This window comes from Phreatobacter sp. (genome assembly GCF_051860605.1).
In the GTDB taxonomy this organism is placed as follows: Bacteria; Pseudomonadota; Alphaproteobacteria; order Rhizobiales; family Phreatobacteraceae; genus Phreatobacter.
In genome coordinates, this window is record NZ_JBHYDR010000003.1 from 23,366 (window position 1) to 41,672 (window position 18,307).

The following is an 18,307-nucleotide window of genomic DNA, read 5'->3' on the forward strand; positions in this document are numbered from 1 at the left end:
CTCTCTCACACGCGCGCGATATCCAGGAACGGGCGGCCCTCGCGCTCCTCGACATCGACGATCCACAGGTCGGGGTCGAAGCGTGTCTCGCGGGCGAGCTTGTCGGCGATCCGCTCTTCCTCGACGAAAATCTCGGTGAAGGCCGGCACGAACAGTCGATCCTCGGGCCGCTCCTCGCCATAGGCCGATTGCGGCGCCTGCAGGTAGAGCGCGGCCAGCCGGTCGGCCTGCCGCGAGACCACGACCGCGATGGCGCCGGCCTCGGTCGCGCCGCGTCGGCGCAGCACGGCAAAGCCGCCCTCGATGGCGATGCGTCTCAGATAGGCCGAGACCCACAGGTCGGAGGTGACGCGCGACATTCGGGCTCCGCGGAGACGGCCCCGCCGGCGGCCAGGACCGGGCCAGTCTCGCCGATTTGCGGGCGGTCAGCGAGTGCGCGCGGCCGAGGCGCTCTGCGAGGCGATCAGGTCGGTGATCGACTGCGGGCCGCGGGCCTGCTGGGGCGACGTGCGGGGCCGCTCGGCCGGGGCCGGCGCGCGGCCCTGGCGGTCGATCAGGTCGCCGATCGACTGGGGCGACGCGGGGCGGGTGGTCTGGCGGGCCGGCGCCGGCCGCTGTCCGCGCCGCATATGGCCGAGCAGGGTCTCGCTGGCCTCACCCGAGGCCCTCAGCCCCGCCTGGGTCTCGTAGCGGCGGATGGCGGCATCGGTCTTCGGCCCGGTGAGGCCATCGACGGCGCCGTCATAGAGCCCGCGACGGGCAAGTTCCCGCTGGATGTCGGTGACGATTTCGGCGCGCGGCCGGGCGGCCGGCTCCACGGCGGGGGCGGTATCGGCCCGCGGCGTCACGGAGGCGGTGGTCTGCACCTCGGCCGGACGTTCGGGGGGCAGCGGCGCGGGGCGCACGACGGCCGTCACCTCGGAGCGGGCGGCGCCGAACAGCGGGGCGGGATGGGGGCCGGTCTGTCGCACCAGAGCGTTGAAGGCGATGCCGGCGCCGACGAACAGCAGGCAGGCCAGCGCCAGGCGGTCGCCGGGGCTGTCGCCAATGATCGCGCGCCAGAGCGAGCGGCGCGGCGGCGCGTCCTCGTCAGGGTCGAAGGCATGCCCGCGCCGATGCGGGGCGTCCTCGTCGTCATACGCCGCTTCACGCAATTTTCCGGCCCTCCCCCAGGGGCGCCACGGCCGGGCCCTCAGGCGCCGACGGCCTTGCCGCCAGTGCCTCCACCACACCGCGCTGGCTCTCGCAGTCGATCGGCAGGCGCGCGGTCACGCGCGTTCCCTTGCCGACGACCGAACTGATCTCGACCCGCCCGCCATGCAGTTCGACCAGGCCCTTGACCACCGACAGGCCGAGGCCCGTGCCCTCATAGGGCCGGTCATAGCTGGACCGGGCCTGGAAGAAGGGGCTGCCGAGGCGCGGCAGGTCGGCGGCTGCAATGCCGATGCCGGTATCGACCACCGAGATCGACAGCCACGAGGCATCTCGGCGCAGCGTGACCGCAACCTCGCCGCCCGCCGGGGTGAACTTCACCGCATTGGACAGCAGGTTGAGCAGGATCTGCCGGTAGGCGCGCTTGTCGCCGGTCACCTCGGGCGGGGCTGCGGCCGTGTCGGCGGTAAGCTTCACCTCGCCCTGCATGGCCTTGATCTCGACCATCTGCAGGCATTGGCCGACCAGCGCGCGGACGTCGAAGGGCTCTGGCGTGATCTCGAAATGGCCGCTCTCGATCTTCGACATGTCGAGGATCGAATTGACCAGGTTGAGCAGGTGCTCGCCTGAATCGCGGATCAGCGTGGCATATTCCTGCCGCCGGTCGCGATCCAGCCGCATCGCCTCCTCCTGCATGAGCATTTCGGAGAAGCCGTTGATGGCATTCAGCGGCGTGCGCAGTTCGTGGCTGACATTTGCCAGGAAGCGCGTGCGCGCGGCATTGGCCCGGTCGGCCTCATCGCGGGCGGCGGCGACGGCGGCCTCGGTGTTCTTGCGGTCGGAGACGTCGCGCAGCACGGCGACGACCTGGGCCTCCTCGCCGGGACGGGCCGCAAGCGGCCGGCAGCGCATCTCGACCCAGATGAAGACGAGGTCGTCGCCCTGGCTCTCGCGGCGCAGGCGGAACTCGGCGCTCGCCTCGATGCCGCGGGCGGACGCTGCCGACAGGGCACTGAGATAGGCAGGGCGGTCGGCGACGTGGACGCGGTCGAACAGGCCCTGGCCGTGCAGGGCCGGAGCGGCGACACCGAGGATGCGCTCGGCGGCGGGGGAGACGAAGGTGACCGAGCCGTTGCGGGCATGGCGGGTGATGAGGTCGGTCATGTGCTCGGCCAGCAGGCGATAGCGCCGCTCGCCGATCGAGCTGGCCTCCTCGCCGGTGCGGCTGACGGCCGCCGCCGACAGGGCGAGACCCAGGCCGTAGATGACGGCCGCCGCCAGCGAAACGAAGGCAAGCACCTCCTGCGAGCCCGCGGCGATGCGGGTCGGCGGCAGCAGGTTCCACTCGCCGGCAAAGCCGAGCATGGCCACGGCGGCGATCACCATGGCGCCCGAGGCGGCGACGACTTTGCGCGAACCGGACAGAACCGCCTCGGCGGGCACCAGCGCGAACCAGACCACCACGAACGAGGTGAGACCGCCCGAGAGCGCGGCGACCAGTGCCACGACGCCGGTCAGCGAGGCCGCCGCCATGAGCTGGGCATTGTCATAGTGGCCGGTGCGGCCGAGGTAGAAGGCGATGGCGATGGGCAGCACCAGCCAGCCGAAGGCAATCGCCTCCAGCGGACCGGGAACGCCGTGGAAGGCGAGGAACAGCGGCAGGGCCGACAGGGCGATCAGGCCGGGCACGAGGCGGGTGGCGATGAAGGCCCGGTGGCGGGCAAAGACGACCGCATCGGCGGCCGCGGACGCGTGTACGAGGCCGTCGAGATAGGATCTGACCGAACCGATCAACGCGCTTTCACGCAACGCACTCACCCCTGCTCGCGGCCTCGGCCGTTCTCGTGGCGAGAATTGCACCGCCGCGTGAAGGAAACCCTAAGTCGGCCCGGCCCGACCCCGGCGGCGGAGGGCATCGGACGCTTTTCCGGCCCATGGTTAGGGAAGTCTTGCCCGCTCCCGCCGCCTCAGAACCCGTCAACCATTTCCAGCGCCAGCGGCCCGTTTGCCGGGGATTCACCTTCTCCGCCAACCCCCTGTTCACGGGCGGCGGGCAGGATCGCGGCAAGGACAGGAAAGGAGCCCCCAGAGGCCCGTCCGTCACAGGGACCCCGGAAACGGGGAGGCGTCATGTTCAGACTGATCAAGGCCTGCTTCTGGCTGGGCCTGGTGGTGTACTTCCTGCCCGAAACGGCTCCGGCGCCGCGCGCCGAGGCGCCGTCGGCAGCCGGCCCGATCGCCGCCCTTACGGCCCCATCGGGCCTTGCCGGGGCCGTTACCGAACGCACGCTGGCCTTCTGCCGCGACAATCCGGCGGCCTGCGCCGAGGGCATCCGCCTGGTCGGCCAGGCCATGCAGGGGGACGCTGCCAGCCAGGGGGACACTTCGGCATCGCAGGCCGGCGCGGCCGTGACCGACGCGGCCGAGGGCCCTGCCCGCGATACGCTGACGCCGGCCGACCTCGCCGTGCCCTTCGGCGGCGTGACGGCACCGGCCGGATCGGCACCGCGGCGCGCCCCGCTGCCGCCCCGCCGGCCGGTGTAAGGCCTGCTGCAATCCGCCTCGCGGGCTTTGTTTCCCGGCCGGCGGTCGCTATATCGGGCCCATGAGCCAGGCAGCCCTTCCCTCGATGGACGAGGTCACCGAAGCCTTCTCCCTGATCGACGACTGGGAGGAGCGCTATCGCTATGTCATCGAACTGGGCAAGGCGCTGCCGGCGCTGAGGCCGGACCAGCGCAGCGAGGACAACCGCGTGAAGGGCTGTGCCAGCAATGTCTGGCTGGTCACCCATGTGCGCAATCCCGGTCCCGACGCCGTCATCGACTTCGAGGGCGAGAGCGACGCCCATATCGTCAAGGGCCTGGTGGCGCTGACGCTCGGCTTCTATTCGGGCCGCCCAGCGCGCGACATCCTCGCCAGCGATGCCTTCGAGCTGTTCCGCGCCTTCGGCTTCGAGCAGCACCTCACCCCGCAGCGGTCCAACGGCGTGCGCTCGATGATCGAGCGCATCCGCGCCGATGCGCGCGCGGCGCTCGCCGGCTGATCAGGCGGCGACCGCCGGACCGAGGCCGGCAAGGTCCGGCAGCGTGACCACCGGATCGCGGCCCGGATATTCGCCGGGCTGGCCGGTGCGGTTGACCCAGACCGGCACGAAGCCCGCAACCGCCGCGCCCGCCACGTCCCAGCGGTTGGAGGAGACGAACACCACCGATGCGGGCGCTCCGCCGCCGACCGCCGCAAGCGCATGGGCATAGACCGCCGGCACGGGCTTGAAGGCGCCGACCGGCTCGACCGTGACGACATGGTCGAGAAAGCCGCGCAGGCCGGCCGCGTCGATCGCCTGGTCGACCATCACCTGCGTGGCATTGGTGAAGATGGCGGTGGCCTTGCCGGCAGCCTTAAGCCGCGCCAGCGCCGGCAGCACGTCGGCATAGGCATCCAGCGTGCGATAGGCGTCGAGCAGGGCCTGCCGCAGCGCGCCGTCGGAAATGCCATGGCGGGCGAGCGCGAAATCGAGGCCGCGCTCGGTGAGGATCCAGAAGTCCTCGAAGGCGCCCATCAGCGTGGTGGTCCAGGAATATTCGATCTGCTTCGTCCGCCAGAGCTGCGACACCGGCTCCGCCAGGGCCCCGAGCGGTGCGCCCGCGCGCTGGACGGCCGCATGCACGTCGAACAGCGTGCCATAGGCATCGAACATGAAGGTGGTCTGGGCCGTCGCGGTGCCGGTCATCGGGCTGTCCTCCCGCCCGCAGTGTGGGACGGGCCCCGTCCGCGGGCAAGGCGGGCGCCCTGACCCATCGCGCCGGTTCAAGGCTGCAATCACCACAATTCATGGATGGCGGCGCGCGCCGCCGCTAAGGTCTGCGCCCCGTTCCCTGCCCTTCCTTCCTGCCATCGGGAGATTTCCATGACCGCCTGGTCGCAAACCTGGACCTATGTCGACGGCGACTGGGTCGAGGGCAACGTGCCGCTCACCGGCCCTCGCAGCCATTCGTTCTGGCTTGGCTCGTCGGTGTTCGACGGCGCCCGGGTCTTCGACGGCCTGATGCCGGACATGGACATGCATGCCGCCCGCCTCAACCGCTCGGCCGTGGCGCTCGGCCTCAAGGCCAGCATGGACATCGACACCATCGTCGGGCTGACCCGCGACGGCGCGCGCAAGTTCGACGGCAGGACCGCGCTCTATGTCCGGCCGATGTACTGGGCCGAAGGCGACGGGCCGAGCGCCATCCTGCCGGACCCGGAGACGACCCGCTTCTGCCTGTGCCTCTACGAGGCGCCGATGGGCGTTCCGGCCGGCTCGTCGGTGACGCTGTCGAAGTTCCGCCGTCCGACCATCGAGAACGCGCCGACCGATTCGAAGGCCGGCTGCCTCTATCCGAACAACGGCCGGGCGCTGCGCGAGGCGCGGTCGCGCGGTTTCGACAATTGCCTGGTCATGGACATGGTCGGCAACATCGCCGAGACCGCCTCGTCCAACGTGTTCATGGCCAAGGACGGCGTGGTCTATACGCCGATCACCAATGGCACGTTCCTGAACGGCGTGACGCGCCAGCGCACCATCGAACTGCTGAAGGCGGCCGGCCTGACGGTCGTCGAGAAGAGCCTGCGCTATGCCGATTTCGAGGCGGCCGACGAGATCTTCACGACCGGCAATTACTCCAAGGTGATGCCGGTGACGCGCATCGACGATCGCGCGCTTCAGCCCGGCCCGCACTACCGCAAGGCGCGCGAGCTCTATTTCGACTACGCTGCCGCCGGCCCGAAGGTGTGACGGCCGCGCCTGCGGCAAGGGCGCGGGGCGCGCCGGCGGCTCAGCCGCCGACGTGAGCGCGAAAATCCCTGAGCGAGGCGAAGTGTGTCGTGCCCTCGGGCAGATCGGCCTCGATGGTGCCATCGCCATAGAGCCGGAACGGGATCTGGGCGATGACACCCTCGCGCAGCAGCGGCGCCACCGGCCGGCGCAGCGGAGGCGGCGCGGGAGCAGGCGTGCCGAAGCCCGGCTCGGTGCGCGCCGGCGCCTTCTGGCCGCCGTCGAAAATCCCCTTCAGATCGGCGATCAGCGCATCGGCCGGGTCCACGGGTGATGCCTTCTTCGGCGACAGCAGGTCGCCGAGTTCCGGGAAATCGCGCGCCAGGGTGGCCATGGCCGGATCGCGCGGGGCGGGATCGCGGGAAATCGGAGCGGGATCAGGAACCGGCCGCAGGGGCGGGAGCGGCGGAGTCGGGCGCGATCGGACAGGCTCGGGCGCCGGCGGCTCCGGCTGAGGCTCCGGTTCGGCCTCCGGCTCTGGCGCCGGCTCGGCCTCCGGCACTGGCTCCGGCGCGAGATCGAGCTTGTCTGCCAGCGAGCCCATCAGCGCGCGTTCCATCTCCTCCTCGATGGACAGCGGGATGGACGCCGCCACCGGCTCGGGGGCGGGGGGCGTGTCGAGCTCTGCCTGACCGGCAGGTTCGGCGTCGAGGTGATGGTCGTCATTGGCCGGTTGCGCCAGGGCCGCGACGTTGAGCGGCGCCTTGGCATCGCCATCGGCCATGTCCGCTACGGCGACCTGGAGCGGCGGTGGCGCGGCAACGGGCGCGGCAACGGGCGCAGGAGCGAGCGAGGGTTCCTCGCGGGGCTTGTCGGCCTCTTTCGGTGCGCCGCCGCCCATGGACCGCCGCAGCCGGGCCAGGAAGCTGTCCGGCTCGGCGTTGGCGACAGGCGTCGCATCGGGCTCGGCATCCAGATCCGCGCTGACCGAAGCCGCCAGATCGGGCTCCGGCCGATCGGCCTGTTTCATGTCCTTGCTGACTTCCGCGGCGATCAGGTCCGCCAGTTCGTCAGCGGGATCGCGGGGCGGCTGGATCGGGGCGGGCTCGACCGGCGGCGGTTCGAGTGCCGCGGGTTCCGGGTCGAGGCGCGACTCCTCAGGTTCGGGCGGCTGGACGACGGCCGGCGCGGCGACAGGCGCCGGCTGCACGCTTTCGACCAGAACCGGCTCGATCCGCGCCATCGGTGCCGCCGCTGCAACCGGCGCGACCGCCGCGAGCGGCGGGGCTGCCGCAGCCGGCGCGTCCGGACGCCCGCCGCGGGCGATCTCGTCCGACAGATCCTCGAGCGCCTGCGACAGCGAAGCCAGCGGGTCGGGCTCTGCCGCCTCGGCGCGCGCGGCCGGCTCGCCTGCAACCTTCAGGTCGCCGGCCGGCGGGCCGGCATCGGCGACCAGCGGGACGTCTTCTGGGTCGGGATCGGCGGCCGCGGCCGGCTGTCCCTGAGCCTTCTCCTCGCCGGCGGTGGCATGGGCATCGGCGACCAGCGGCGCGGGCTCTGGGGTGGAAGGCTCCGGCGCCGCAGCGGCCTTGGGCTCGCCGCGCAGGTCGGCCAGCAGGTCGTCGAGGCTGGTCTCGCCTGCAGCCGCCGGCTGGGCCGGGGCCGTCTCGGCCGCGGCCGCGGCGGCCGGGCGGGAGGCGGCAACCGCAAGGCCGGTTGCGGCCACCGCCGTGGCGGCCCCCATGCCGATCGGCCTCAGCCCCATGCTCTCGCGCGTCGGGGGAACCGGCGCGGCAGGAACCGGCGGCGGCGGCGCGGCCTCGACGCGGACCGGCGCGGGCGTGACGAGGCCATCATCGTCCGCGTCCGCGGCGTGCTGCATGGACGGGGCCGGCCGCGCGGCCGGCAGGGCGAGCGGCTCGCCGGCCAGCGCCAGCCTCAGCGCCTCGATCCGGCCGACCACCTCGCCGAGACCGAACAGCACGATGCCGGCTCCTGCGAACACCGCCCCGACCGACATCAGCGTGTAGCCGTAGGTCAGAAGGGACGGGTCTGTGCCCCGGTAGAGCGTCACGAGCCCGGCCACCGTGACTACGGCAGCCGCCACCTTCAGCAGGATGGCCATGGACAGTCCTTTCACTCCGCCGACAACGGCTGTTACCGATCCGGTCAAAGCCGCGAAAAAGTGACCTATCAAAGGCAAAGAGCCAGATTCTCGCAACTGCCGGCAAGACATAGCCCAGGTCAACGGCCGAAACGATTGCCCCGGCGCGGCAGGAGCCCTATGTGAATGGCGTCGCTTTGCCCCTGATCCGTCGCATGTCCCCTTCCGGCATCGATGGTCGAATGAGGAGAGAGGTCATGGCCTTCACGCTCGACGATCTGCCCTATGCCTACGATGCGCTCCAGCCCTACATGTCCAAGGAGACGCTGGAATACCACCACGACAAGCACCATCAGGCCTATGTCACCAACGGCAACAACCTGATCAAGGGCACGGAATTCGAGGGCAAGAGCCTCGAGGAGGTCGTGAAGGGCTCGTTCGGCAAGAATGCCGGCCTCTTCAACAATGCCGGCCAGCACTACAACCATATCCATTTCTGGAAGTGGATGAAGCCGAATGGCGGCGGCAAGATCCCGGGCGGCCTGGAGAAGGCGATCGTCGACGGCTTCGGCTCGGTCGACAAGATGAAGGAGGACTTCATCCAGTCCTGCGTCACCCAGTTCGGGTCCGGCTGGGGCTGGCTCGCCGTCAAGGACGGCAAGGTCGTGGCCATGAAGACGCCGAACGGCGAGAGCCCGCTGGTGCATGGCGCCATGCCGATTCTCGGCTGCGACGTGTGGGAGCATTCCTACTACATCGACTACCGCAACCGCCGGCCGGACTATGCCAAGGCCTTCATCGAGCACCTCGTCAACTGGGACTATGTCGACGAGATGTTCCAGAAGGCCTCCGCCTGAGGCGTTCCATCGTTCCGAACTTCGGAAAACCCCGGCCCTGCGCCGGGGTTTTTCGTTGAGAGGCAGGCCGGGGCGGTGGGGCGCGCGGGCCCGCCATCGGTTGAACCGCGCCTGAACGCCGTCCGACAAGGGCGGTTGTGGCGGGTGCGGGCATAAGGGCGCCATCGGTCAACCAAAGGAGCACCCGATGAAAGCCCTCATTCTTCCCGCCGCCCTCGTTCTCGCGCTGGGCGCCCTGCCGGCGGCCTCGCAGGTCCTCGGCCCGCCGCGCGACCCCGCCGAGGTGCAGTCGAGCCAGGGCTTTGCCAGCCAGCCGCTCGACACGCTGCGCAGCCTCGGCCTCACCCCGCTCGGCGAGATCGAGCGCAAGCGCGAGCATCTCGAGGTGGAGGCCCGCGCCCAGGACGGCCGGCGTCTGTGGGTGTCGTTCGACCTGACCGGTCGGCTGTGGGAAATCGAGGATGCCAACCACAGCAAGGACCATGTCGCCGAGTGGCGGCCGCTCGCCGCCGAAGCGCTGCAGCAGGCAGTCAGCCGGGCCGGCTTCACGTTCCAGGGGCTGCTGGAGGAGAAGAAGCACCATGTCGTGGTGCGCGCCCGTGCCCGCGACGGCGCCAACATGGCGCTGCACATCGACCGCAACGGCTACATCTACAAGCAGGTCTGGCTGCGCGGCTGGCTGTAAGCCGGCGCAGGCCCTGCCCGCATGACGCAACCATCCCGCACCCCCGGCTGCGGCCGGGGGTTTGCTCGCCGCCGGGACCGCGCATGGTGCCGGCCTGCCGGTCCGCCCTCACGCAATCTCGGTGACGATCTTGCGCCTCACCGCATCGGCGAACGAGCGGGTCTCGTCGGCGATCTCGACGAAGGCCCCGGGGCCGCCGATCACCGCCTCGCGGTAATAGTCCGGCAGAGGCTGGCCGATGCGGGCGGGCACCTGCCCGCCCGGCCGGATGATGGCCAGCGCATTGATGGTGATGCCCTTGGCGACCGTCTCGTCGCGCGCGGCCTCCACCGGCCGGCCGCCGATGTTCGGCCCGTCGCCGGAGACGTCGATGACACGCCTCAGCCCCCGGAACGGGCCGGATTCGATATGGCCGACGCAGAAGTCGATGGCCGCCGAAATGGAGTTGTAGCCGCGCGCGGCGCGGGGCCGCGACACCAGTTTCTCGCCGAAGGCGCGGGCGCTTGGCGCATCGCGGATCGCCTCCCATTCGACGATGACATGCTGGGAATGCGGGCCGCCCCATTCCGTGTAGATCACCGCGATGGCGCCATGACTGCCGCGGGCGATCGCGGAGAGCACCTCGGGCGAGGCCAGCGCATCGGCATAGCCCTGCCGCTGCAGGCGGAGTTCGTCGGTATCGATGGAGCCCGAGCCGTCGGCAGCCAGCGCGAGAACGACATCGACCATCTGCGGCCGGTTGGCGCGGGCAAGGCCGGGAGCGGCCAGCGTCAGCGCGAAGGCGGCCGCCGCGCGGCGCGAAAGACTGCGTCCAGAGGCTCCTGCCATGCCACACTCCGCACCGTGCCAGACTGAGGCGTCATGTTCGCGGTCAGGACCGGCCCTGACCACCAACATCATCGTGACCTCGCATCCTGGCGGGCCGGTTGTTGCGACTTCGTCATCGTGACTTGCCGCAAGTTCGGATAGGGTGTCGACCATTCGCATTCGCCCCGGGGCTGCATGCCGCTTCTCGTTCTCCTGTCCCTCGGGACATTCGTGGTCGGCATGGGAGCCTTCGGCGTCATCGGCGTCATCACGCCCATGTCGCGCGACCTGTCGCTCACCCCGGTCGGGGCCAGCTGGATGATGGGCGCCTATGCGGTGGCCTATGCCCTCGGCTCGCCGCTCTCCACCTCGCTGACCGGACACTGGGACCGGCGCACGGTGCTCGCGTCCGGAATGATCCTGTTCGGCATCGGCTCGCTGGCCTGTGCCTTCGCCACGGGGTCGACCACGCTCTATGGCGGCCGCATCCTGATGGCGCTCGGCTCCGGGCTCTATTCACCGGCCGCAGCCGGCGTCGGCCTGTTCTCGGTGGCGCCGGAGAAGCGCGGCCGGGCGCTGGCCACCGTCTATGCCGGGCTGACGGTGGCGCAGGTGCTCGGCGTGCCGGCCGGTGCCTATATCGGCTACACGCTCGGCTGGATGTGGGTGTTCGTGACGGTCGCGCTCGCGGCCTTCGGGCTGACCGTCGCCCTGGTGCTGCGCGCGCCGGGCCGCATCGGCATCGCCCCCGCCAACCTCAGGGATCTCGTCGGCACGCTCACCGACTTTCGCCTCGCCATCGCGATCCTGCTCACCGTGACGGTGATGAGCTCGGCCTGGGCGCCCTATACGTTCCTTGCCCCGATGATCGAGGAGAAGACCGGCGCGGGGCCCGGCACCGTCGGCATCCTGCTGGTCATCTACGGGCTCGGCTCGGTGGCCGGCAACGCGCTCGGCGGCTTCCTCACCGATCGGGTCGGGGCCGTGAAGGCGCTGGCGGTGGCAACCGCAGGGCCCCTGCCCTTCATGGCAGCGCTCACCGGCATGGCCTGGGACCCGTGGCTCGGGGCCGCGCTTCTCTTCGGCTGGTCGGCGGTCGGCTGGGCCGTGGCCGTGCCGCAGCAGACGCGGCTGGTTTCGCTGGACCCTGCCCGCACGCAGGTGCTGCTGGCGCTGAACGCCGCCTCGATCTATCTGGGCGCTGCCATCGGCTCGTCGGTCGGCGGCTTCGCCAAGAGCCTCGGCGGCATTCCCGCGCTCGGGATTGCCGGCGTCGGCTTCGGCCTGCTGGCGCTCGCCCACCTCGCCCTGACGGTGAGGCTCGGCGGGCGGAGGGACTAGGCAGGCGGCGCCTCCGGCGCACCCGTCACCGCCACGGCAAACGCATAGGACCGCGCCACCTCGGCAAGCCTGTCGAACCGGCCGGCGGCGCCGCCATGACCGGCTTCCATGTTGGTGATGAGCAGGACCGGATTGGTGTCGGTCTTGGTCGCGCGCAGGCGCGCCACCCATTTGGCCGGCTCCCAGTAGGTCACGCGCGGGTCCGACACACCGCCGAGCGCCAGGATCGGCGGATAGTCCTGCGCCGCCACGTTGTCGTAGGGCGAATAGGACAGCATCAGCCGGAAGGCCGCCTCATCCGTGATCGGATTGCCCCATTCGAGCCATTCCGGCGGGGTCAGCGGCAGGCTGTCGTCGAGGATGGTGTTGACGATGTCGACGAAGGGCACCTCGGCGAGGATGCCGGCGAACAGGTCGGGCCGCATGTTGGCGACCGCCCCCATCAGCAGGCCGCCGGCCGAGCCGCCCTGCGCGACGATGCGGCCCTTTGCCGTGAAGCCCTGGGCGATCAGATGCTCGGCCGCGGCGATGAAATCGGTGAAGGTGTTGCGCTTGTGCTCGCGCTTGCCCGTCCGGTACCAGCGATAGCCCTTCTCCATGCCGCCGCGCACATGGGCGATGGCGTAAACGAAGCCGCGATCGACCAGCGACAGCCGTGCCGTGGAGAACGAGGCCGGCATCGAGGCGCCATAGGAGCCGTAGCCGTAGAGCAGGACCGGCGCGGTGCCGTCGAGCGGCGTGCCCTTCCGGTAGACCAGCGACACCGGCACCGTCTCGCCATCGGCGGCAGGGGCGAGCAGGCGACGCGTGACGTAGTCGGCCGGGTCGTGGCCGGAGGGCACCTCCTGGCGCTTGCGCAGCGTGCGCGTGCGGGCGCGCATGTCGTAGTCGAAGGTCTCCGACGGTGTCGTCATCGAGGAATAGACGAAGCGCAGCGTGTCGGTCTCGAACTCGTAGCCGGGGATGACGCCGAGCGAATAGGCCTCCTCGTCGAAGGCGATGGCGTGCTCCTCGCCGCTCGACAGGTTGCGGATGATGATGCGCGGCAGCGCGTTCTCGCGCTCGAGGCGCACCAGCCAGTCCGCCAGCACCGTGACCGAGAGGACGAGCACGCCGGGCCGGTGCGGCACCACCTCGACCCAGTTGGCCGGAGAGGGGTCGGAGAGCGGGGCTGCGACGATCTTGTAGTCCTCGGCACCGTCGGCATTGGTGCGCAGGAACAGGGTCGGCTCGCCGGCGAAATCGGGATGGAAGTCCGGGTCGTATTTGGTCTCGCCACTGCGCGGCAGGACAAGGCGCGGCCGGGCTGCCGGATCGGTGAGATCGAGCACGCACAATTCGGTGGAATCGCTCTGCGAGCCGACGATGAAGGCGAGACCACCGGCGGTTGCCTGGCCGAGCCCGACGAAGACGGTGGTATCGGTCTCGTGATGGACGAGCACATCGTCGGTCGCCGGCGTACCGATGACGTGGCGAAACACCCTCAGCGGCCGGTGGTTGTCGTCGAGGCGGATGTAGTAGAGCGCCCGGGCATCGTCGGACCAGACAGCATCGCCCGCCGTCTCGGGGACCGTGTCGGCGAGATCCGCGCCGGTCTCCAGATCGCGCACGTGCAGGGTGAAATATTCCGAGCCCTTGTCGTCATAGCTCCAGGCCAGCAGGCGGTGATCCGGACTGTGGCCCGCCCCGCCGAGATCGAAGAAGGCCCGGCCCTCGGCCAGCGCATCGCCGTCGATCAGGATCGCCTCGGCCCCCTCGACGCCGCGCGGGCGACGGCAGACCAGCGGATGCTGCCCGCCTTCCCTGAACCGGTCGAAATAGTCGAAGGGCCCGTCGGGCATCGGCACGCCGGAATCGTCTTCCCTGATGCGCCCGCGCATCTCGCCGACCATCGCCGCGATGAGCGGCTGAACCGGCGCGAGCACCTTCGTCGCATGGGCGTTCTCGGCCTCGAGCTGGGCCCTGATGTCGGCCGGCAGCACCGACGGGTCGCGCAGCGCGTCCTGCCAGTTGTCCGCCCGAAGCCAGCCGTAGTCGTCGTGGAGCGCGGTGCCGTGGACATCGGTCCGGGCCGGACGGCGCTCGGCCACGGGGCCTGGTCCATGGGTCAGGTCGAGGGGCATGGCTGTCTCCACCGCCTGGCCCGCTGCCGATGAGGGCCGATGCGCTGTCTTAGGGGCTGGACGGCCGTGCCGCAACGCGGCGACGCGGACGGTCCGGCCCACCTGACAGAACCGCCTGTCGCGCGTCTCCACAGAACGGTTGCATTCATGTCCGCCACGCACGTTTTCCGGGACCTACCCAACCGTCGGCGCCAATTGTGCTAACCAATTGTGCCATCACCGCACGTTTTTCTACTTAGATGATGACTTTCCGGTCTTGAAATGGCCACGCAAGGGCAGTATCTGGCTCTTGCCGATGATTGATCGAATCGCCTTTGCGATCTGAACATCGTCGGATCATTGCCTTCACGGAAGAACGGGCTTGCGCTCGTTCATCGTCGCGGCCGCAACGGCGCCGCCTTTCAAGGGATTGTTCTGGCCATGGCCGACACGTCGACTGACAACAACTACATCGAACTGGCCGCCGATATCGTTTCGGCCTATGTGGCCAACAATTCGGTGGCGGCTGCCGATCTCCCGAATCTGATCAACAGCGTCCATTCGGCCCTGATGAACGTTTCGGCCGGCAAGATCGAGGTTCCGACCGAGCCGCTGAAGCCGGTCGTGCCGATCAAGAAGTCGATCACGCCGGACTACATCATCTGCCTTGAGGACGGAAAGAAGTTCAAGTCGCTGAAGCGCCATCTGCGCACGCAGTACAACATGTCGCCCGAGGATTACCGCGAGAAGTGGGGCCTTGCTGCCGACTACCCGATGGTTGCCCCCAATTATGCGGCTGCGCGCTCGCAGCTTGCCAAGCAGATGGGCCTCGGCCAGCAGCGCCGCCGCAAGGGCCGGTAAGCCCTCCCGGCCCTAACCGGCCGAACCCTTTTCAGGGCGCCCGCGGAGCGATCCGCGCGGCGCCCTCTTCGTTTCACCGGCCAGCGCCCGGATGAGCGCGAGATGGCGCGCGATGCTGTAGCCGGACCCGCTGGCGGCATGGAGGCGCTCGCGCCGCAGCCGTCCCGCAAGCGCCGGGCGGCCCGGTGGATCGGCGCGGGCAAACAGCGCCTCGGCCGCGATGCCGGCGGCAGGATCGGCCAGACCTGCCGCGCTGGCGCTCCGCCACGTCCTGATCCGTCCTTTCCGTGTCAGTGATCCCCGGACCATGAGAAACCTCCCGCAAGACTGGCAGGAGAGTGCTGGTGCGGGGGATACCGGGGACAACTTTCGGTTGCCGTGCGCTTTGAGATGCCCCTGCGATCAGCAGCACCGCCTTGATATGTCGGGCGTTTCCGCGTGCAGGTGCGAATCTGGCGGCAGCAGGCTTGTCCTGACTTATTTCCCTTTCCCTTTGCTGATCTAGGATTATCCTCCTTGTTCAGAGGAGACATGAGACATGCTTCAGCCCGACACGCTGCGTCCGTGGCGCGCGCCCCCCGTGCCCGCCAGTCCGACCATCGCCGTCACCGTGTCGCTGGCGGCCTGGGCAAGCCAGATCGACCCCCATGCGATCACGGCGCCACGGCGCGGGGAAGCGGTCATCGCCGAGGCGCGCCATCTGGCCATCTACCTCGCCCATGTGACGCTCGGCCACGACCTGACCCGCCTTGCGGCCGCCTTCGGCCGGGATCGCGCCTCGCTGCGCCACGCCCTGCGCCGGATCGAGGACCGGCGGGACGATCCCGCCTTCGACCTGTTCGTGCAGGCCCTCGAGGATATTCTGATGCCGCTGCGGGCAGGCTCCGACACCGCCCCGGAGCGTCGGCCATGACCGGCGAGACCGACGATGCGTCGTCCGACGACGACCGCTTCCGCAGGGCTCACCAGCAACGCATCCGGATCGTCGGCGAGACCGGCGAGGTGGTCGAGATCGACCTTGCCGAGAGCCCGCTGCGCTGGCTGGCGACCCGCCGCGATGGCGCCGGCCGCGCCTATCTGGAACCGCACGAGGTGGAGGCCGGGGAGCGCTTCCGCCGCGATTTCACGCTGGCCGGACTGTCGCCGAAGCTGGGCGCTGCCTGGGTCACCCCCGTCTCGGGGGGCCGGGGCGTGGGCGCGCAGGATTATTCCGAGGTGGTGCTGGCCGCCCGCCAGCAGTTACGCAAGGCCATCGACCGCGTCGGCCCCGAACTCGGCTCCGTGCTGATGGATGTCTGCGGCTTCCTGAAGGGTCTCGCGGCCGTCGAGCGCGAGCGGCAGTGGCCGGCGCGGGCCGGCAAGCTGGTGCTGAAGCTGGCGCTTGCGGCCCTCGCGCGCCATTACGGGCTTGCGGGCGCAGCCACGGGACCGGACCGGGCACCGGCCATCCGCGCCTGGACCGCCCCGCCGGAAACGGGGCGGGACTGAGGGCGATCAGTCGGCCAGCGCGTCGAGGATGCGCACCCACGACCGGATGCCCTTGTGGAAGCTCTTCAGGTCGTATTTCTCGTTGGGCGAATGGACGCGGTCGTCCTCCAGCGCGAAGCCGACCAGCAGCGAATCGAGCCCGAGATCGGCCTTGAAGGCCCCGACGATGGGGATGGAGCCGCCAGAGCCGATGGTCACGGCCTTCCTGCCCCATTCGTCGGTCAGCGCCGCGCGCGCCCTGGCCAGAACCGGCATGTCCCAGGGCAGGGAAATGGCCGCGCTGCCGCGCGATCCGAAGAACTCCACCTTGCAGTCCGCCGGCAGCTGGGCGCGGACATGGGCGCGGAAGGCGTCGCGCACCTTCACCGGATCCTGCTTGCTGACCAGCCGGCAGGTGAGCTTGGCCCAGGCCTCGGAGGCGATCACGGTCTTGCCTCCCTCGCCGGTATAGCCGCCCCACATGCCGTTGACGTCGCAGGTCGGCCGCGACGAGACCATCTCGATCAAAAGGCGGCCCTTTTCGCCGATCGGCTGGCTGAGCCCGATCGGGCCGAGGAAATCCTGTGCCGTGAGGTTCAGGCCCTTCCAGTCCTCCAGGATGTCGGCGGGCAGGTCCTCGACGCCCTCGTAGAAGCCCGGAATCGCGATGCGTCCGTCCGGGCCGTGCAGCGAGGCGACGATCCGCGAGAGCACATGGATCGGGTTGGCGGCCGCCCCGCCATAAACGCCCGAATGCAGGTCCCGGTTGGCCGCGACAACCTTGAACTCCTCCACGACGATGCCGCGCAGCGAGGTGGTGATGGCGGGCGTGCCGGCGTCCCACATGCCGGTGTCGCAGACCAGGGCGACATCGGCGGCAAGGTCGGCCCGGTTGGCCTTCACGAAGTCGAACAGGTGCGCCGAGCCGGATTCCTCCTCGCCCTCGATCAGCATGGTGATGCCCACAGGCAGCGAGCCGGTGACCGCCTTCCACGACCGGCAGGCCTCGACGAAGGTCATCACCTGGCCCTTGTCGTCGCTGGCGCCGCGCGCGACGATCCGCTTCGTGCCATCCGGCGCCGTGGCGATGCGCGGTTCGAACGGCGGCGTCTCCCACTGGTCGAGCGGATCGACCGGCTGCACGTCATAATGGCCATAGAACAGGGCGTGCGGACCGGCTCCGCCAGCGCTCTTCGCCACCACCGCCGGATGCCCGCCGGTGTCGCGCGCCGCAGCCTCGAAACCCATGGTCCTCAGGTCGGCGACCAGCCAGTCGGCGGCGGCCGCGCAATCCTTCGCATAGGCGCTGTCGGTGGAGACCGAGGCGATGCGCAGCAGGGCGAACAGCCGGTCGAGGCTCTGGTCGAGCGACTGGTCGACATGGGCGAGAACCTGGTCGAGGGGGCGTGCGGTCATGGCGGGGCATCCGGTTGGGAGGCGCGGACGCTAGCAGGCCGGCCTGCGCGAGCAAGCCTTGCCGTGCGCGGCAGGTCTTCTTGCAAAGGGTTTTCGAGCGGCAGAGCTTCGGTCTGCGGGTCCTGACCGGCCGTCAGGCCGGCTCGCCGGCTGCGTCGCGTGTGCGGCCGACGCGGCGCGCCCGCTGGAGCAGGGCACCGAGGCGGCGGTAGATGACGCGGGGGGCGGAATCGGCGGCCATCACGGCCGAGAAGCCGGCGGCGTGGGCCGCGTTGGCGGCCGCCCGCGTCACGCCGGACAGCAGAAGCAGGCAGGGAATGCCGGCATCGACGGCGGCGGCCGGCGGCCGCGCTAGGCCGGCTGGCGAATGCCATTCCTCGGGAAGGTCGGTATCGGCCAGCACGATGACATCCACCCTGCCGTCCTGGATATGGACGGACAGTTCGGACGGATTGCTGAGAGCCACCACGTTGGAGAGCCCGAATTCCTGCAGGGCTTTCGCGGCCTGTTCGGCCTCTGCCCCATCGAGCCGCAGGAGGACGATCCGCGCGTCCTGCAATTGCTTCGTTCCAGCCATGCCATCATTCCCGACGCCGGCCCCCGATGGCAGGTTGTCCGGCTCCCAGTCGCTACCGACCGTTGCAGACCAGCCTGCGAAGGCGCACTCTTGTCGGGGAGGTGGCATAAAGACGGCGGGTTACGGTCCCTCTACGGTTTTCCATTGAATTGAATGGAATTTTCGCTTTCGGGCGGCATGTGCAT

General features: G+C 69.9%; 18 protein-coding genes. 9 read left to right on the forward strand and 9 right to left on the reverse strand.

Going from position 1 to position 18,307, the window contains the following annotated elements:
* Positions 1-5: 5 nt before the first annotated feature.
* From ACTIFS_RS05610 to ACTIFS_RS05620, 3 genes are all read right to left on the reverse strand, one after another.
* Positions 6-359: a DUF1491 family protein gene (locus ACTIFS_RS05610; RefSeq protein WP_439573079.1), complete on the reverse strand. Its 354-nt coding sequence runs from the start codon at positions 357-359 to the stop codon at positions 6-8.
* A 66-nt stretch (positions 360-425) separates the two neighbouring features.
* Positions 426-1,154, reverse strand: a complete 729-nt coding sequence (locus tag ACTIFS_RS05615) for a peptidoglycan-binding domain-containing protein (protein ID WP_439573080.1) — start codon at positions 1,152-1,154, stop codon at positions 426-428.
* Positions 1,147-2,946 (reverse strand): ATP-binding protein, encoded by a 1,800-nt coding sequence (locus tag ACTIFS_RS05620; protein ID WP_439573081.1) that lies wholly within the window; start codon positions 2,944-2,946, stop codon positions 1,147-1,149. The genes ACTIFS_RS05615 and ACTIFS_RS05620 overlap by 8 nt, the downstream gene beginning before the upstream one ends.
* Positions 2,947-3,282: 336 nt before the next feature.
* Between ACTIFS_RS05620 and ACTIFS_RS05625 the strand changes: the two genes are divergently transcribed.
* Positions 3,283-3,696 (forward strand): hypothetical protein, encoded by a 414-nt coding sequence (locus ACTIFS_RS05625; RefSeq protein WP_439573082.1) that lies wholly within the window; start codon positions 3,283-3,285, stop codon positions 3,694-3,696.
* Positions 3,697-3,757: 61 nt separating this feature from the next.
* Positions 3,758-4,195, forward strand: coding sequence for a SufE family protein (locus tag ACTIFS_RS05630; protein ID WP_439573083.1), 438 nt, complete (start codon positions 3,758-3,760; stop codon positions 4,193-4,195).
* Here the strand turns inward: ACTIFS_RS05630 and ACTIFS_RS05635 are convergent, their stop codons facing one another.
* Positions 4,196-4,882 carry a haloacid dehalogenase type II gene (locus ACTIFS_RS05635; RefSeq protein ID WP_439573084.1) on the reverse strand — a complete coding sequence of 229 codons (687 nt, stop codon included), beginning with the start codon at positions 4,880-4,882 and terminating at the stop codon, positions 4,196-4,198.
* 177 nt (positions 4,883-5,059) lie between these two features.
* Here ACTIFS_RS05635 and ACTIFS_RS05640 point away from each other — a divergent pair, with 177 nt between their 5' ends.
* Positions 5,060-5,926 carry a branched-chain amino acid aminotransferase gene (locus ACTIFS_RS05640; RefSeq protein WP_439573085.1) on the forward strand — a complete coding sequence of 289 codons (867 nt, stop codon included), beginning with the start codon at positions 5,060-5,062 and terminating at the stop codon, positions 5,924-5,926.
* Positions 5,927-5,966: 40 nt separating this feature from the next.
* Here ACTIFS_RS05640 and ACTIFS_RS05645 read toward each other — a convergent pair whose 3' ends face one another.
* A complete protein-coding gene (locus ACTIFS_RS05645) occupies positions 5,967-8,030 on the reverse strand; it encodes a hypothetical protein (RefSeq protein ID WP_439573086.1) in 2,064 nt (687 codons plus the stop codon).
* Between the two features lie 236 nt (positions 8,031-8,266).
* On the opposite strand from ACTIFS_RS05645, the gene ACTIFS_RS05650 reads away from it, so the two are divergent.
* Together ACTIFS_RS05650 and ACTIFS_RS05655 are read left to right on the forward strand one after the other, a co-directional pair.
* Positions 8,267-8,866, forward strand: a complete 600-nt coding sequence (locus ACTIFS_RS05650; RefSeq protein WP_439573087.1) for a superoxide dismutase — start codon at positions 8,267-8,269, stop codon at positions 8,864-8,866.
* Between the two features lie 187 nt (positions 8,867-9,053).
* Complete coding sequence (locus ACTIFS_RS05655) at positions 9,054-9,551, forward strand: hypothetical protein (protein ID WP_439573088.1); 498 nt, start codon at positions 9,054-9,056, stop codon at positions 9,549-9,551.
* 108 nt (positions 9,552-9,659) lie between these two features.
* Here ACTIFS_RS05655 and ACTIFS_RS05660 read toward each other — a convergent pair whose 3' ends face one another.
* Positions 9,660-10,379 (reverse strand): DUF1194 domain-containing protein, encoded by a 720-nt coding sequence (locus tag ACTIFS_RS05660; RefSeq protein WP_439573089.1) that lies wholly within the window; start codon positions 10,377-10,379, stop codon positions 9,660-9,662.
* Between the two features lie 174 nt (positions 10,380-10,553).
* Between ACTIFS_RS05660 and ACTIFS_RS05665 the strand changes: the two genes are divergently transcribed.
* Positions 10,554-11,699: an MFS transporter gene (locus tag ACTIFS_RS05665; RefSeq protein WP_439573090.1), complete on the forward strand. Its 1,146-nt coding sequence runs from the start codon at positions 10,554-10,556 to the stop codon at positions 11,697-11,699.
* Here the strand turns inward: ACTIFS_RS05665 and ACTIFS_RS05670 are convergent.
* On the reverse strand, positions 11,696-13,822 hold the full coding sequence (locus ACTIFS_RS05670; RefSeq protein WP_439573091.1) for a S9 family peptidase: 2,127 nt from the start codon (positions 13,820-13,822) through the stop codon (positions 11,696-11,698). The two genes, ACTIFS_RS05665 and ACTIFS_RS05670, sit on opposite strands and share 4 nt — an antisense overlap.
* A 420-nt stretch (positions 13,823-14,242) precedes the next feature.
* Here ACTIFS_RS05670 and ACTIFS_RS05675 point away from each other — a divergent pair, with 420 nt between their 5' ends.
* The 3 genes from ACTIFS_RS05675 (at position 14,243) to ACTIFS_RS05685 (ending at position 16,150) form a co-directional block, all read left to right on the forward strand.
* Complete coding sequence (locus tag ACTIFS_RS05675; protein ID WP_439573092.1) at positions 14,243-14,662, forward strand: MucR family transcriptional regulator; 420 nt, start codon at positions 14,243-14,245, stop codon at positions 14,660-14,662.
* A 538-nt stretch (positions 14,663-15,200) separates the two neighbouring features.
* Positions 15,201-15,575 carry a helix-turn-helix domain-containing protein gene (locus ACTIFS_RS05680; RefSeq protein ID WP_439573093.1) on the forward strand — a complete coding sequence of 125 codons (375 nt, stop codon included), beginning with the start codon at positions 15,201-15,203 and terminating at the stop codon, positions 15,573-15,575.
* On the forward strand, positions 15,572-16,150 hold the full coding sequence (locus ACTIFS_RS05685) for a DUF6456 domain-containing protein (RefSeq protein ID WP_439573094.1): 579 nt from the start codon (positions 15,572-15,574) through the stop codon (positions 16,148-16,150). The genes ACTIFS_RS05680 and ACTIFS_RS05685 overlap by 4 nt, the downstream gene beginning before the upstream one ends.
* Positions 16,151-16,156: 6 nt before the next feature.
* Here ACTIFS_RS05685 and ACTIFS_RS05690 read toward each other — a convergent pair whose 3' ends face one another.
* Entirely contained in the window at positions 16,157-17,545 is a 1,389-nt protein-coding gene (locus ACTIFS_RS05690) for a dipeptidase (protein WP_439573095.1), read from the reverse strand.
* Between the two features lie 133 nt (positions 17,546-17,678).
* Positions 17,679-18,122: a hypothetical protein gene (locus ACTIFS_RS05695; protein ID WP_439573096.1), complete on the reverse strand. Its 444-nt coding sequence runs from the start codon at positions 18,120-18,122 to the stop codon at positions 17,679-17,681.
* Positions 18,123-18,307: the final 185 nt, after the last annotated feature.

What these genes read in the sequence shown, in the direction of transcription:
- ACTIFS_RS05610 (WP_439573079.1), bottom strand. Translation starts at nt 359, where the DNA reads ATGTCGCGCGTCACCTCCGACCTGTGGGTCTCGGCCTATCTGAGACGC.
- ACTIFS_RS05625 (WP_439573082.1), top strand. Translation starts at nt 3,283, where the DNA reads ATGTTCAGACTGATCAAGGCCTGCTTCTGGCTGGGCCTGGTGGTGTAC.
- ACTIFS_RS05630 (WP_439573083.1), top strand. Translation starts at nt 3,758, where the DNA reads ATGAGCCAGGCAGCCCTTCCCTCGATGGACGAGGTCACCGAAGCCTTC.
- ACTIFS_RS05635 (WP_439573084.1), bottom strand. Translation starts at nt 4,882, where the DNA reads ATGACCGGCACCGCGACGGCCCAGACCACCTTCATGTTCGATGCCTAT.
- ACTIFS_RS05640 (WP_439573085.1), top strand. Translation starts at nt 5,060, where the DNA reads ATGACCGCCTGGTCGCAAACCTGGACCTATGTCGACGGCGACTGGGTC.
- ACTIFS_RS05645 (WP_439573086.1), bottom strand. Translation starts at nt 8,030, where the DNA reads ATGGCCATCCTGCTGAAGGTGGCGGCTGCCGTAGTCACGGTGGCCGGG.
- ACTIFS_RS05650 (WP_439573087.1), top strand. Translation starts at nt 8,267, where the DNA reads ATGGCCTTCACGCTCGACGATCTGCCCTATGCCTACGATGCGCTCCAG.
- ACTIFS_RS05655 (WP_439573088.1), top strand. Translation starts at nt 9,054, where the DNA reads ATGAAAGCCCTCATTCTTCCCGCCGCCCTCGTTCTCGCGCTGGGCGCC.
- ACTIFS_RS05660 (WP_439573089.1), bottom strand. Translation starts at nt 10,379, where the DNA reads ATGGCAGGAGCCTCTGGACGCAGTCTTTCGCGCCGCGCGGCGGCCGCC.
- ACTIFS_RS05665 (WP_439573090.1), top strand. Translation starts at nt 10,554, where the DNA reads ATGCCGCTTCTCGTTCTCCTGTCCCTCGGGACATTCGTGGTCGGCATG.
- ACTIFS_RS05670 (WP_439573091.1), bottom strand. Translation starts at nt 13,822, where the DNA reads ATGCCCCTCGACCTGACCCATGGACCAGGCCCCGTGGCCGAGCGCCGT.
- ACTIFS_RS05675 (WP_439573092.1), top strand. Translation starts at nt 14,243, where the DNA reads ATGGCCGACACGTCGACTGACAACAACTACATCGAACTGGCCGCCGAT.
- ACTIFS_RS05680 (WP_439573093.1), top strand. Translation starts at nt 15,201, where the DNA reads ATGCTTCAGCCCGACACGCTGCGTCCGTGGCGCGCGCCCCCCGTGCCC.
- ACTIFS_RS05685 (WP_439573094.1), top strand. Translation starts at nt 15,572, where the DNA reads ATGACCGGCGAGACCGACGATGCGTCGTCCGACGACGACCGCTTCCGC.
- ACTIFS_RS05690 (WP_439573095.1), bottom strand. Translation starts at nt 17,545, where the DNA reads ATGACCGCACGCCCCCTCGACCAGGTTCTCGCCCATGTCGACCAGTCG.
- ACTIFS_RS05695 (WP_439573096.1), bottom strand. Translation starts at nt 18,122, where the DNA reads ATGGCTGGAACGAAGCAATTGCAGGACGCGCGGATCGTCCTCCTGCGG.